The 13,803-nt window shown below is 56.5% G+C and carries 10 protein-coding genes, 1 pseudogene and 1 other annotated feature; of the genes and pseudogenes, 7 read left to right on the top strand and 4 right to left on the bottom strand.

The window, feature by feature from the left end:
* Positions 1 to 268: 268 nt before the first annotated feature.
* Both acrB and acrA read right to left on the bottom strand, forming a co-directional pair.
* Complete coding sequence (gene acrB / locus M2422_RS09420; RefSeq protein WP_029741964.1) at positions 269 to 3,415, bottom strand: multidrug efflux RND transporter permease subunit AcrB; 3,147 nt, start codon at positions 3,413 to 3,415, stop codon at positions 269 to 271.
* 22 nt (positions 3,416 to 3,437) lie between these two features.
* On the bottom strand, positions 3,438 to 4,631 hold the full coding sequence (gene acrA / locus M2422_RS09415; protein WP_259140511.1) for a multidrug efflux RND transporter periplasmic adaptor subunit AcrA: 1,194 nt from the start codon (positions 4,629 to 4,631) through the stop codon (positions 3,438 to 3,440).
* Positions 4,632 to 4,772: 141 nt separating this feature from the next.
* Here acrA and acrR point away from each other — a divergent pair, with 141 nt between their 5' ends.
* Positions 4,773 to 5,426: a multidrug efflux transporter transcriptional repressor AcrR gene (gene acrR / locus M2422_RS09410; RefSeq protein ID WP_033144791.1), complete on the top strand. Its 654-nt coding sequence runs from the start codon at positions 4,773 to 4,775 to the stop codon at positions 5,424 to 5,426.
* Positions 5,427 to 5,539: 113 nt separating this feature from the next.
* Positions 5,540 to 8,887 carry a mechanosensitive channel MscK gene (gene mscK, locus M2422_RS09405; RefSeq protein WP_064673432.1) on the top strand — a complete coding sequence of 1,116 codons (3,348 nt, stop codon included), beginning with the start codon at positions 5,540 to 5,542 and terminating at the stop codon, positions 8,885 to 8,887.
* Between the two features lie 11 nt (positions 8,888 to 8,898).
* Here the strand turns inward: mscK and rsmS are convergent.
* Together rsmS and priC are read right to left on the bottom strand one after the other, a co-directional pair.
* Positions 8,899 to 9,097 (bottom strand): annotated as a pseudogene (gene rsmS / locus M2422_RS09400) (pleiotropic regulatory protein RsmS).
* A gap of 14 nt (positions 9,098 to 9,111) precedes the next feature.
* Entirely contained in the window at positions 9,112 to 9,639 is a 528-nt protein-coding gene (gene priC, locus M2422_RS09395) for a primosomal replication protein N'' (protein ID WP_064673431.1), read from the bottom strand.
* 50 nt (positions 9,640 to 9,689) lie between these two features.
* Here priC and M2422_RS09390 point away from each other — a divergent pair, with 50 nt between their 5' ends.
* The 5 genes from M2422_RS09390 (at position 9,690) to recR (ending at position 13,778) form a co-directional block, all read left to right on the top strand.
* Positions 9,690 to 10,067, top strand: a complete 378-nt coding sequence (locus M2422_RS09390; protein WP_033144794.1) for a DUF454 family protein — start codon at positions 9,690 to 9,692, stop codon at positions 10,065 to 10,067.
* A 150-nt stretch (positions 10,068 to 10,217) separates the two neighbouring features.
* On the top strand, positions 10,218 to 10,769 hold the full coding sequence (apt, locus tag M2422_RS09385) for an adenine phosphoribosyltransferase (RefSeq protein ID WP_000127359.1): 552 nt from the start codon (positions 10,218 to 10,220) through the stop codon (positions 10,767 to 10,769).
* Between the two features lie 88 nt (positions 10,770 to 10,857).
* The gene (gene dnaX, locus M2422_RS09380; RefSeq protein WP_064673430.1) at positions 10,858 to 12,786 is read left to right on the top strand and encodes a DNA polymerase III subunit gamma/tau; all 1,929 of its coding nucleotides are present in this window, start codon (positions 10,858 to 10,860) and stop codon (positions 12,784 to 12,786) included.
* Positions 12,116 to 12,180, top strand: a sequence feature (DnaX frameshifting element). It overlaps the preceding gene by 65 nt.
* Positions 12,787 to 12,840: 54 nt before the next feature.
* Positions 12,841 to 13,173 carry a YbaB/EbfC family nucleoid-associated protein gene (locus M2422_RS09375; protein WP_003858972.1) on the top strand — a complete coding sequence of 111 codons (333 nt, stop codon included), beginning with the start codon at positions 12,841 to 12,843 and terminating at the stop codon, positions 13,171 to 13,173.
* On the top strand, positions 13,173 to 13,778 hold the full coding sequence (gene recR / locus M2422_RS09370; protein ID WP_008499298.1) for a recombination mediator RecR: 606 nt from the start codon (positions 13,173 to 13,175) through the stop codon (positions 13,776 to 13,778). Before M2422_RS09375 ends, recR begins: the two co-directional genes overlap by 1 nt.
* The last annotated feature ends 25 nt before the right edge of the window (positions 13,779 to 13,803 follow it).

Genomic DNA, 13,803 nt, shown 5'->3' with positions numbered 1-13,803 from the left:
ACGTTTCATCGGCTTAGCAAAAATGATGAGAAAAGTTCAGATTCAGACTTATCTTTGTAAGAACTTCTTATTAGGAATATTCCTAATAGCTTAAGCGGGGAAATGAAATTAAAAAAATCCTGAATTCACCGATTAAGGTATCAGTTAATTATGATATGTCTATTTAAGATGGCAGAAAATAAATAGAGCCACAATAAGCGTAATTTATGATTTTTTCTGAAAATGAAAAAGGCCGCTAATGCGGCCTTTTTATCATGTGGAACCGGTATCAGTGAGGTTCTACCGAATGACTGTGTTCAACATCTTCATTCTTGCGGCTAAAGCGGCGGCGAACCACCACGAAGAACACCGGTACGAAGAAGATAGCCAGTACGGTCGCGGTAACCATACCGCCCATCACGCCTGTACCTACTGCGTTCTGCGCGCCGGAGCCCGCACCGGAGCTGATAACCAGCGGCAGTACGCCGAGGATAAACGCCAGCGACGTCATCAGGATTGGGCGCAGACGCATACGAACCGCTTCAAGCGTCGCCTCAATAAGGCCTTTGCCTTCTTTCTCCATCAGATCTTTGGCGAATTCAACGATAAGTATCGCGTTCTTCGCCGACAAGCCAATGGTTGTCAGCAGGCCTACCTGGAAGTAAACGTCGTTGGTCAGTCCACGGAACGTTGCCGCAAGCAGCGCACCGATAACCCCGAGTGGAACCACCAGCATAACGGAGAACGGAATCGACCAGCTCTCGTACAGTGCCGCCAGACACAGGAAGACCACAATCAGTGAAATGGCGTACAGGGCAGGGGCCTGGTTACCGGACAGACGTTCCTGATAGGACATACCGGTCCAGTCATAGCCGATACCCGCAGGCAGTTTGCTTGCCAGTTCTTCCATCAGGTTCATGGCTTCACCGGTGCTTCGGCCCGGAGCAGCCTGACCCAGGATCTCCATCGATGGCAGACCGTTATAGCGTTCCAGACGCGGCGAACCGTATTCCCAGCGTGAGGTTGAGAACGCCGAGAACGGTACCATCTGACCATTGCTGCCGCGCACGAACCAGCTGTTGATATCGTTAGGCAACATACGGTACTGCGCCTCTGACATCACGTACACCTTCTTCACACGACCGCGGTCGATGAAGTCGTTAACGTAGCTACCGCCCCAGGCTGCGCCCAGCGTGGTGTTGATGTCACTGATGGATACGCCCAGCGCCTGGGCTTTCTCCTGGTCGATATCGATCTTGTACTGCGGCGTATCTTCCAGGCCGTTTGGACGCACGCCGACCAGCAGGTCAGGGTGTTTAGCGACTTCACCAAACAGCTGGTTACGCGCCTGCGTCAGTTTTTCGTGGCCCAGACCGCCCTGGTCAATCAGCTGGAAGTCGAAACCGGTCGCCGTACCCAGTTCAACAATCGCTGGCAGGTTAAAGGCAAAGACCATCGCATCTTTAATCTGCGAGAAGGTTCCCATTGCACGGCCGGTGATGGCTTCAACCTTGTTCTTTTCGCCCGGACGTTCAGACCAGTCTTTCAGAGAAACGAAGGCAATACCGGTGTTCTGACCACGACCCGCAAAGCCAAAGCCGTTAACCGCAAACACGGACTCAACGTTGTCTTTCTCTTTGGTGAGATAGTAGTCCGTCACTTCATCCAGCACTTTCTGGGTACGCTCTTGCGAGGCACCCGCCGGAAGCTGTGCCATCGTCAGGAACACGCCCTGGTCTTCATCTGGCAGGAACGAGCTTGGCAGACGAACGAACAGGAAGGCCATGCCCACCACGATGATGATATAGAGCAGCAGGTAACGACCGGTGCTGCGCAGGATGTTGCCCACGCTGTCGGTGTAGTGATGCGTGCTCTTATCGAACATGCGGTTAAACCAGCCGAAGAACCCTTTGTGCTCGCCGTGACCGCCTTTCTGAATTGGCTTCAGCATGGTGGCACACAGGGCAGGGGTCAGGATCAACGCGACCAGTACCGACAGCGCCATCGCGGAAACGATGGTAATGGAGAACTGGCGGTAAATCGCACCGGTAGAGCCTCCGAAGAAGGCCATCGGGATAAATACCGCAGACAGCACCATCGCGATACCGACCAGCGCGCCCTGGATCTGGCCCATTGATTTACGGGTCGCTTCCTTCGGCGGCAAACCTTCTTCCGCCATCACGCGTTCGACGTTCTCGACCACGACGATGGCGTCATCCACCAGCAGGCCGATGGCGAGCACCATCCCGAACATCGTCAGGGTGTTTATCGAGTAGCCGAATATCGACAGGATCGCAAAGGTCCCGAGCAATACCACCGGCACGGCAATCGTTGGGATAAGCGTCGCGCGGAAGTTTTGCAGGAACAGGTACATCACCAGGAATACCAGGATGATCGCCTCAACCAGCGTCTTAACCACTTCATGAATCGAGATTTTGACGAACGGCGTGGTGTCGTACGGATAAACGATTTTCAGACCTGACGGGAAGAACGGTTCCATCTTCTTCAGCTCTGCGCGGATCGCCGTGGCGGTGTCCAGGGCGTTAGCGCCGGTCGCCAGTTTGATACCCAGACCGGAAGCCGGTTTACCGTTAAACTTCGCGATGATGTCGTAGTTCTCACCGCCCAGCTCAACTTTCGCCACGTCGCGCAGGCGAACCTGCGAACCGTCCTGATTCACCTTCAGCAGAATTTTGCTGAATTCATCGGCAGAGGTCAGACGGGTCTGCGCGATGATCGAGGCGTTAAGCTGCTGGCCTTTCACCGGCGGCGTACCGCCTAACTGACCGGCCGCTACCTGGGCGTTCTGCGCTTTAATCGCGCTGATCACGTCAACCGGCGTCAGCTGGAAGTTGTTCAGCTTGTTCGGATCCATCCAGATACGCATCGCGTACTGGGAACCGAACAGCTGCACGTCACCCACACCGGAAGTACGGCTGATGGCGTCCTTCATGTTGGCGCCCACGTAGTCGGAAATATCCTCCTGCGTCATGGTGCCGTTGGTGTTGATAACGCCGACAACCATCAGGAAGCTACTGGACGATTTCTCGACGCTCACACCCTGCTGTTGTACTTCCTGCGGCAGCAAAGGCATTGCCAGCTGCAGTTTGTTCTGCACCTGAACCTGCGCAATGTCAGCATCCGTACCTGACTGGAAGGTCAGGGTGATCTGCACCGTACCGGTGGAGTCACTGTTTGAGGACATGTACATCAGGTTATCGATACCGTTCATGTTCTGTTCGATAACCTGGGTGACGGTGTCCTGCACCGTTTTCGCATCAGCCCCCGGGTAGGTTGCGGAAATTGTCACCGCCGGTGGCGCAATCGTTGGATATTGCGCGACAGGCAGCTTCAGGATCGCAAGTCCCCCGGCCAGCATGATGATTATGGCGATCACCCACGCAAATATGGGGCGATCGATAAAGAAATTAGGCATGTCTTAACGGCTCCTGTTTAAGTTAAGACTTGGTTTGTTCTGACTGGCCAGCGGCCGAAGCTTGTTGTTTATCGTCAGATTTCACTTCCTGTGCTTTAACCTGCGCGCCAGGACGAACTTTTTGCAAACCAGTAACAATCACGCGATCGCCATCTTTCAGACCTTCCGTCACCAGCCATTTATCGCCAATCGCCTGGGTGGCGGTGATATTGCGCGTTTCGACTTTGTCATCAGCCCCAACAACCAGCGCGCTCGCATCGCCGCGTGGCGTACGGGTCACACCCTGCTGTGGAACCAGAAGTGCGGTTGGATTCGTTCCTTCTTCCAGACGCGCGCGAACGAACATACCTGGCAGCAGATTTTTGTCAGGGTTCGGGAAAATCGCACGTAAGGTGATGGAACCGGTAGTCTGGTCGACCGTCACGTCAGAGAATTCCAGGGTACCTTCCTGCGGGAACTTGATACCGTCATTGGTAATCAGCTCCACTTTGGCTTTGCCGTTTTCCTGTTTCAGGGTGCCGTTAGCCAGCTCCTGTTTCAGGCGCAGGAAATCGTTGCTGGACTGCGTCACGTCAACGTAGATCGGATCAAGCTGCTGCACGGTTGCCAGCGCATTGGTCTGACCGTTCTGCGCCAGCGCCCCTTCCGTGACGGAAGATTTACCAATACGACCGCTGATAGGGGAGGTCACTTTGGTATAGGCCAGGTTAATGCGCGCGGTTTCGACGGCCGCTTTGGCTGCCACCACGGCCGCGTTAGCCTGCTGTGCATCGGCCAGAGCGGTATCGTAATCCTGTTGGCTGATGTACTTGGTACCGAGCAGCTTTTGGTAGCGGTTCAACGTCAACTGAGCAATTTTGGCCGCGGCTTGTGCTTTCGCCAGGTCGCCTTTCGCACTTTCATAAGAGGCCTGATAGGTTGCTGGATCAATCTGATACAGAGACTCACCGGCTTTCACATCACCACCTTCGGTGAAGTTACGCTTCAGGATAATGCCGCTGACCTGAGGACGCACTTCCGCAATGCGGTAAGCATTGGTACGGCCTGGTAATTCGGTGGTGATTTGTAGAGGTTCAGATTTGAGCGTCACGACGCCTACTTCTGGCGCCTGCTGAGCTCCTTGTTGAGCTGGTTTGTCGTCACATCCTGTTAGCGCTAAGCTGCCTGAGAGCATCAGAACGACCGCCAGAGGCGTTAACCCTCTGTTTTTGTTCATATGTAAACCTCGAGTGTCCGATTTCAAATTGATCAAGGGTCCTGAGTCTAAAAACCCATTGCTGCGTTTATATTATCGTCATGCTATGGTACATACATTCACAAATGTATGTAAATCTGACTCCTGTAAATTCACCCACCTATGGCACGAAAAACTAAACAACAAGCGCTGGAAACCCGACAACACATTCTGGATGTGGCAATACGTTTGTTCTCGCAGCAGGGTGTTTCATCCACCTCGCTGGCGCAGATTGCTCAGGCTGCCGGTGTGACGCGAGGAGCGATTTACTGGCATTTTAAAGATAAGTCAGATCTGTTCAGTGAAATCTGGGAGCTTTCAGAGTCCAGCATTAGCGATCTCGAGAGTGAGTATCGGGCAAAATTCCCTGACGATCCACTCTCAGTATTGAGAGAAATATTAGTATATATCCTTGAAGCAACGGTAGTTGAAGAACGTCGCAGATTAATGATGGAGATTATTTTTCATAAATGCGAGTTCGTGGGCGAGATGGCGGTGGTGCAGCAGGCGCAACGCAGCCTTAGCCTGGAGAGCTATGATCGTATTGAACAGAATCTGAACCTGTGTATGCAGGCAAAACTCTTACCGGCCAATCTCTTGACCCGACGGGCGGCAATCCTGATGCGCAGCTACATTTCAGGTCTGATGGAAAACTGGCTTTTCTCACCGCAATCCTTTGACCTCAAAGAGGAAGCCCGCAGCTACGTGGCGATTTTACTGGAAATGCTACAGCTCTGCCCCACGCTGCGCAGCGACGCGCCTTCGCTAACGGCCTGATCCCTTTCCAGGATTTATCTCAGAGGATAACGTTCGCGCTATTCTGCTTTCAGCGAGCGTGATATTCTTCACGCCGGACTATTTTCGGTCATCTTCTGACATCATTCACAACTATGCTGCCCATCAATCGCTCGCAACATCCTGTTTTTGCATTGCTCTTTGCGATGCTGTTTTTCTTCGCCACGGCGCCGCTGACCTGGGCCCGCGCCGATAACAGCAATGATATTCCCTCGCGCGGCGATGTTCAGTCGCAGCTCGACACGCTGAACAAACAAAAAGATCTCTCCCCTCAGGAGAAACTCGTCCAGCAGGATCTGACGGAAACGCTGGAAACGCTGGATAAAATTGAACGCATCAAAGCGGAAACCGTCCAGCTTCGCCAGAAGGTGGCGCAGGCGCCTGAAAACATGCGTAAGGCCACCGACGCGCTGAATGCCCTCAGCGATGTGGATAACGATGACGAGACGCGCAAGACGCTCTCGACGCTCTCTTTACGCCAGCTGGAGTCCCGCGTCGCGCAGCTGCTTGACGACCTGCAAACCGCGCAGTCGGATCTCGCAACCTATAACAGCCAGCTTGTCTCGCTTCAGACCCAGCCCGAGCGCGTGCAAAACGCGATGTACGCCGCGTCTCAGCAGCTGCAGCAGATCCGCAACCGTCTGAACGGCACGACGGTAGGCGAAGGCACGCTGCGCCCGACGCAGCAAACCCTGCTGCTGGTACAGCAGACCTTGCTCAATGCGCAAATCGAACAGCAGCGTAAAAGCCTGGAAGGGAATACGGTGCTGCAGGACACGCTTCAGAAACAGCGTGATTACGTCACCGCGAATATTAACCGCCTGGAACACCAGCTTCAGCTGTTGCAGGAGGCGGTAAACAGCAAACGCCTGACCCTGACGGAAAAAACCGCCCAGGAGGCCGTATCGCCTGACGAAACCGCCCGCATTCAGGCAAATCCGCTGGTGAAACAGGAGCTCGAGGCCAACCACCAGCTTAGCCAGCGCCTGATACTGGCGACGGAAAACGGCAACTCGCTGGTTCAGCAAAATATCAAAGTGAAGAACTGGCTGGATCGCGCGCTGCAGGCTGAGCGCAACATCAAAGAGCAGATTGCGGTCCTGAAGGGCAGCCTCCTGCTGTCGCGTATTCTCTACCAGCAGCAGCAGACGCTCCCGTCCGCCGATGAGCTGGAGGACATGACCAACCGCATTGCGGATTTACGTCTGGAACAGTTTGACGTCAACCAGCAGCGCGATGCCCTTTTCCAGAGCGATGCCTTTGTCGCCAAAATTGAAGAGGGGCATTCCAGCGACGTGAACCCGGAAGTGCACGACGCGCTGCTCCAGGTCGTCGATATGCGTCGCGAGCTGCTGGACCAGCTCAACAAACAGCTGGGCAACCAGCTGATGATGGCCATTAACCTGCAAATCAACCAGCAGCAGCTGGTGAGCGTTTCGAAAAGTCTGCAGGAGATCCTGACCCAGCAGATTTTCTGGGTGAACAGCAACAAACCGATGGACTGGGACTGGATCAAATCCTTCCCGGAGACGCTGAAAACGCAGATTAAGAGCATGAAGATCACCGTAAACTGGGAGAAAGCCTGGCCTGCGGTGACGATTGCCCTGCTGGCGGGATTACCGCTGCTGCTGATTGCCGGCCTGATCCGCTGGCGTCTGGGCTGGCTGAAAAAATATCAGGCGAAGCTGGCCTCCGAAGTGGGGCAGCTGCGCAACGATAGCCAGCTCCATACGCCAAAAGCGATTCTCATCGATCTCATCCGCGCCCTGCCGGTGTGTCTGATTATTCTGGCGGTGGGCCTGATTCTGCTCACGATGCAGCTCAACGTCAGCGATCTGCTGTGGGCGTTCAGTAAAAAACTGGCGCTGTTCTGGCTGGTCTTTGGCGTGTGCTGGAAGGTGCTGGAAAAAGACGGCGTGGCGGTGCGTCATTTCAACATGCCTGCACAGCTGACCAGCCACTGGCGTCGTCAGATTGTGCGCATCAGCCTGGCGCTCCTGCCGCTGCACTTCTGGTCGGTTGTCTCTGAGCTTTCTCCGCTGCACCTGATGGATGACGTGCTGGGCCAGCTGGTCATCCTGCTGAACCTGCTGCTGATTGCGATCCTGATGTGGCCGATGTGCCGCGACAGCTGGCGTGATAAAGAGTCCCACAATATTCGCCTGGCCACCGTGACGGTGCTGGCGATCATTCCGCTGGCGCTGATGGTGCTGACGGCAACGGGCTACTTCTATACCACGCTGCGCCTGTCCGGGCGCTGGATTGAAACGGTCTATCTGGTGATCGTCTGGAACCTGCTCTATCAGACCGTGCTGCGCGGCCTGAGCGTGGCGGCCCGCCGCATCGCCTATCGCCGTGCTATCGCGCGTCGTCAGCATCAGGTGAAAGAGGGGGCCGAAGGCGCGGAGCCGCAGGAAGAGCCGACCATCGCCCTGGAGCAGGTTAACCAGCAGACGCTGCGTATCACCATGCTGGTGATGATCGCCCTGTTTGCGGTGATGTTCTGGGCCATCTGGTCCGATCTTATTACCGTTTTCGCCTATCTCGACAGTATTACCCTCTGGCAATACAACGGTACCGAAGCGGGCGCGGCGGTCATGAAAAGCGTGACCATGGGCAGCCTGCTGTTTGCGCTGGTGTCGTCGGTGGTGGCCTGGGCGCTGATTCGCAACCTGCCAGGCCTGCTCGAAGTGCTGCTCCTGTCGCGTCTGAATCTCCGCCAGGGGGCGTCCTACGCCATTACCACGATCCTCAACTACGTGATCATTATTGTTGGGGCGATGACGGTCTTTGGCTCGCTTGGCGTCTCGTGGGATAAACTGCAGTGGCTGGCGGCCGCCCTCTCGGTCGGTCTTGGTTTTGGCCTGCAGGAGATCTTCGGTAACTTTGTGTCCGGCCTGATCATCCTGTTCGAACGTCCGGTACGAATCGGCGATACCGTCACCATCGGCACCTTCTCCGGTACGGTCAGCAAGATCCGTATTCGTGCCACCACCATCACCGACTTCGATCGCAAAGAGGTGATCATCCCGAACAAAGCGTTCGTGACCGAGCGCCTGATCAACTGGTCGCTTTCCGATACGGTGACGCGCGTGGTGATCCGCCTGGGCGTAGCCTACGGATCGGATCTGGAGAAGGTGAAAGAGGTACTGCTCAAGGCGGCGTCAGAACATCCGAAAGTGATGCACGATCCGGCGCCGGCGGTCTTCTTCACCACCTTTGGGCCGAGCACGCTGGATCACGAGCTGCGTTTATACGTGCGCGAGCTGCGTGACCGCAGCTACACGGTGGATGAACTCAACCGTTCTATCGATCGTCTGTGCCGTGAAAACGATATTAATATCGCCTTCAACCAGCTCGAGGTTCACCTGCGCAACGAGAAAGGTGATGAGCATACGGAAGTGAAGCGCGACATTAAGGGTGACGATCCTACGCCTGCTTAATCTATTTTCTCTCAGCCCTCAGGGGCGAGGGAACGATTTTCCCCCTCTCCCTCAGGGAGAGGGTTGGGGTGAGGGTAATTTTCCTTCAAAATCCCGCCGCACAATCTCCAGCGCCTTAAGCACCGTCTCGGCGGGGATCTCATGATTCTCGAGAAGCATAATCAAATCGACGGCCAGCTTGACCTCATCGGGTGCATTTTCCAGTGACATGGGTGTGGCTCCTGTTAACGGGTCAAACGTTCAATGACGCGCTCAATCTCGTCCCGCGCCTGACGGCAGCGGACGATACGTCCTTCCAGCGCGCTAATCTCGCGCATCAATAGCTGCTGCTCTTCCAGCGTCTCGCTGTTGTTTAGCCGCGTCTCGCGCTCGCGCTTCATCTCAAACAGCCGGCGCTCAAACTCCTGGTTCTCCAGCCGCTTGCGCTGCCATTTACCGAGCCCCGGCGAGGCGCTGTCCCAGGCGCGCAGCGGCCAGGCGGCGATTTCGCGATGCAGAGCGGTGATCTGCTCTGTGAGATGCTCTGCGAGCCACGCCACCTGTTCCTGCTGTTCACTCTCAACCGCATGGCGAAGCTCGTCGAGGTTGGTCTGCGCTTCCGCCAGGTAATCCTGAATGACGGTGCTGCGGGTACGAAAAAGCTGCCGGTCAAAGCGCGGTTTCAGCGTGGCGTGGCCCATCAGCGGTGTAGCCTGCTCCCGCAGAACAATAAGCTGATTTTGCAGCCTCTCAAGAAGCAGTGCTGTTTTCAAGGCGCTCTCCAGTGGTAAAGTAGCCGTTCAGTTTGATAACGATTCGCATTATGAAGCGTACTATTTTAATCATCATTGGCTGGCTCGCGGTAGTGCTTGGCACGCTGGGCGTGTTTTTACCCTTGCTGCCGACCACCCCGTTTATCCTGCTTGCGGCCTGGTGCTTCGCCCGCTCGTCGCCGCGTTTTCACCACTGGCTGCTCTATCGCTCGTGGTTTGGCGGCTATCTGCGGCACTGGCAAAAACACCGGGCCATGCCGCCCGGCGCGAAGCCGCGCGCGATCGCGGTGATCCTCATCACCTTCGCTATTTCATTATGGCTGGTGAAAATGATGTGGGTACGTATTCTGCTGCTGGCGATCCTCTCCTGCCTGCTTTTCTTCATGTGGCGGATCCCCGTGGTTGATGAAAAGCAACAAAAGCACTGAAGCCTCATCATGGCTGTTGCAATTATCACGCGCAGCCAGTAAATTCGACCGTTTTCGAGCACAGGTGCGCCTGGTCAAAGGTTAAACAATTGTTGCCTTGGCCGACTCGTTGCGCGCTGTGAGTAACACTGTTTCATTTAGGCAAAACCGATGACCGCAACTGCACAGCAGCTTGAATATCTGAAAAACAGCATCAAAAGCATCCAGGACTATCCAAAGCCTGGCATTCTTTTCCGTGATGTCACCAGCTTGCTGGAAGACCCGAAAGCGTACGCGCTCAGCATTGAACTGCTGGTCGAGCGTTATAAAAACGCCGGGATCACCAAAGTAGTAGGTACCGAAGCCCGTGGCTTCCTGTTTGGCGCACCGGTTGCGCTGGCAATGGGCGTGGGTTTTGTGCCGGTGCGTAAGCCGCGCAAACTGCCGCGTGAAACCATTGCTGAGAGCTATGAGCTGGAGTACGGCACCGATCAGCTGGAGATCCACGTTGATGCGATCAAGCCTGGCGACAAAGTGCTGGTGGTGGACGATCTGCTGGCAACCGGCGGTACCATTGAAGCGACCGTGAAATTGATCCGTCGTCTGGGTGGTGAAGTGACCGACGCGGCATTCATCATCAACCTGTTCGATCTCGGCGGTGAACAGCGCCTGGAAAAACAGGGCATCACCAGCTACAGCCTGGTGCCTTTCCCGGGTCATTAATCCCGGTTTTCACAACCTCGCTCAATGGGTGAGGTTGTGATAGCATTCCCCTCCATAAATTCACCTTCCAGCGTTGCAGAGCCTGCCCATGAGTTATCAGGTGTTAGCCCGTAAATGGCGACCACAAACCTTTGCTGACGTTGTCGGTCAGGAACATGTGCTGACGGCCCTGGCGAACGGCTTGTCGCTAGGTCGCATCCATCACGCCTATCTTTTCTCCGGCACCCGCGGCGTCGGTAAGACCTCTATTGCCCGTTTGCTGGCAAAAGGTCTCAACTGCGAAACCGGGATCACCGCCACGCCGTGCGGCGTGTGCGATAACTGCCGGGAGATCGAGCAGGGGCGTTTTGTCGATCTGATCGAGATCGACGCCGCCTCGCGTACCAAAGTGGAAGATACCCGCGATCTGCTCGATAACGTGCAGTACGCCCCGGCGCGCGGCCGCTTCAAGGTCTACCTGATCGATGAAGTGCACATGCTGTCGCGCCACAGCTTCAACGCCCTGCTGAAAACGCTGGAAGAGCCGCCCGCGCACGTGAAGTTCCTGCTGGCGACCACCGATCCGCAAAAGCTGCCGGTCACGATTTTGTCGCGCTGCCTGCAGTTCCATCTGAAGGCGCTGGACGTTGAGCAGATCCGCGCGCAGCTTGAGCACATTCTTGATGAAGAGAAGATCGTTCACGAGCCGCGCGCCCTGCAGCTGCTGGCCCGCGCGGCGGACGGCAGCCTGCGTGATGCGCTCAGCCTGACCGACCAGGCGATTGCCAGCGGTGACGGCAAGCTCTCCACCGAGGCGGTCAGCACCATGCTCGGCACGCTGGATGACGATCAGGCGCTGTCGCTTATCGAGGCGATGATTGCCGCCAACGGCGAACGCGTGATGTCGCAGGTGAACGCGGCCGCTGCCCGCGGTATCGAATGGGAAGGACTGCTGGTTGAGATGCTCAGCCTGCTGCACCGCGTGGCGATGCTGCAGCTTTCTCCGTCCGCCATCGGTGCGGATATGGCCGCCATTGAACAGCGGATGCGTGAACTTGCCCGCACCGTGCCGCCTGCCGACGTGCAGCTGTACTATCAGACGCTGCTGATTGGCCGCAAAGAGCTACCTTTCGCGCCGGATCCACGGATGGGCGTTGAAATGACGCTGCTGCGCGCGCTGGCGTTCCACCCGCGCATGCCATTGCCGGAGCCGGAAGCGCCGCGGCAGTCTTTCGCGCCGGTCGCCCCTACGGCGGTGATGTCGCCGCAGCAGGTGCCAGCGCAGCCGACACCGCCGCCGCCGCAAAACGTGCCGCTGTCGGATGCCACCAGTTCGGTGCTTGCCGCACGCAGCCAGCTGCAGCGTGCGCAGGGAGTAACCAAACCAAAAAAGAGTGAACCGGCAGCGCCAGGAAGAGCGCGGCCGGTGAACAACGCCGCGCTTGAACGACTGGCCTCGGTAACGGAGCGCGTACAGTCGCGTCCGGCACCGTCCGCGCTCGAGCAGAAAGCCCCGGTGAAAGAAGAGGCTTACCGCTGGAAGGCAACCACCATCACCGAAGAGGTGAAGGAAGAGGTCGCCACGCCGAAAGCGCTGAAAAAGGCGCTGGAGCATGAGAAAACGCCGGAGCTTTCCGCGAAGCTTGCCGAAGAGTCCATTGCGCGCGACGCCTGGGCCGCCGAGGTCAGCAAACTCCAGCTGCCGAAGCTGGTCGAGCAGGTCGCGCTGAATGCCTGGAAAGAGCAGGACGGTAATCAGGTGCGTTTACACCTGCGTCCGGGCCAGCGGCACCTCAATTCCCCTGGCGCGCAAAAGGCGCTGGCCGAGGCGCTCACCGCATTACAGGGTGCGCCGGTTGAATTGACTATCATTGAAGATGATAATCCGGCAGTGAAAACGCCGCTCGAGTGGCGCCAGGCCATTTATGAAGAAAAGCTCGCGCAGGCGCGCGAGGCGATTATTGCGGATAACAACATTCAGACCCTGCGCCGGTTCTTCGACGCCGATCTGGATGAAGAGAGTATTCGCCCCATTTGATCGTGAGTCTGACTTACGGTTGTAATCCTTAAACGTGAAAGAAGAGAGAAGCCTATGTTTGGTGGAAAAGGCGGTCTGGGTGGCCTGATGAAGCAGGCTCAGCAGATGCAGGAAAAAATGCAGAAGATGCAGGAAGAGATCGCTCAGCTGGAAGTCACGGGTGAGTCCGGTGCCGGTCTGGTCAAAGTGACCATCAACGGTGCGCACAACTGCCGTCGCGTGGAAATCGACCCGAGCCTGCTCGAAGACGACAAAGAGATGCTGGAAGATCTGGTTGCAGCCGCGTTTAACGATGCCGCTCGCCGTATCGACGAAACTCAGAAAGAGAAAATGGCCTCTGTTTCCAGCGGTATGCAGCTGCCGCCTGGCTTCAAGATGCCATTCTGATGCAAACCAGTCCGCTGCTCACGCAGTTAATGGAAGCACTGCGCTGCCTGCCGGGCGTTGGCCCGAAGTCGGCGCAGCGCATGGCGTTTACGCTATTGCAGCGCGACCGCAGCGGCGGGATGCGCCTGGCGCAGGCTTTAACCCGCGCCATGTCAGAAATTGGTCACTGTGCGGATTGCCGCACCTTTACCGAGCAGGACGTGTGTAACATTTGTACGAACCCGCGTCGTCAGGAAAACGGTCAGATTTGCGTGGTGGAGAGTCCGGCGGACATCTACGCCATCGAACAAACCGGGCAGTTTTCCGGTCGCTACTTCGTGCTGATGGGGCATCTCTCCCCGCTGGACGGTATTGGCCCGGATGATATCGGTCTTGACCGCCTTGAACAGCGTCTTGAGTCCGAAACCATCAAAGAGGTGATCCTCGCCACCAACCCAACGGTGGAAGGGGAGGCAACCGCCAACTACATCGCCGAACTGTGCTCGCAGTACGGCGTTGACGCCAGCCGCATCGCCCACGGCGTGCCGGTGGGCGGCGAGCTGGAAATGGTCGACGGCACCACGCTGTCGCACTCACTGGCAGGGCGTCACAAGATTATTTTCTGACCAAACGGAGGCTGCGCGCGCGGCC

It is taken from the genome of Enterobacter sp. SLBN-59, from assembly GCF_024807915.1.
GTDB lineage: Bacteria > Pseudomonadota > Gammaproteobacteria > Enterobacterales > Enterobacteriaceae > Enterobacter > Enterobacter asburiae_B.
This window is presented reverse-complemented; position numbering and strand designations above follow the sequence as displayed.

Excerpts from the sequence above, each read along its gene's own strand:
- M2422_RS09390 (WP_033144794.1), top strand. The coding sequence starts at position 9,690 with ATGAAGCGTACTATTTTAATCATCATTGGCTGGCTCGCGGTAGTGCTT.
- recR (WP_008499298.1), top strand. The coding sequence starts at position 13,173 with ATGCAAACCAGTCCGCTGCTCACGCAGTTAATGGAAGCACTGCGCTGC.
- apt (WP_000127359.1), top strand. The coding sequence starts at position 10,218 with ATGACCGCAACTGCACAGCAGCTTGAATATCTGAAAAACAGCATCAAA.
- acrB (WP_029741964.1), bottom strand. The coding sequence starts at position 3,415 with ATGCCTAATTTCTTTATCGATCGCCCCATATTTGCGTGGGTGATCGCC.
- acrR (WP_033144791.1), top strand. The coding sequence starts at position 4,773 with ATGGCACGAAAAACTAAACAACAAGCGCTGGAAACCCGACAACACATT.
- acrA (WP_259140511.1), bottom strand. The coding sequence starts at position 4,631 with ATGAACAAAAACAGAGGGTTAACGCCTCTGGCGGTCGTTCTGATGCTC.
- mscK (WP_064673432.1), top strand. The coding sequence starts at position 5,540 with ATGCTGCCCATCAATCGCTCGCAACATCCTGTTTTTGCATTGCTCTTT.
- dnaX (WP_064673430.1), top strand. The coding sequence starts at position 10,858 with ATGAGTTATCAGGTGTTAGCCCGTAAATGGCGACCACAAACCTTTGCT.
- M2422_RS09375 (WP_003858972.1), top strand. The coding sequence starts at position 12,841 with ATGTTTGGTGGAAAAGGCGGTCTGGGTGGCCTGATGAAGCAGGCTCAG.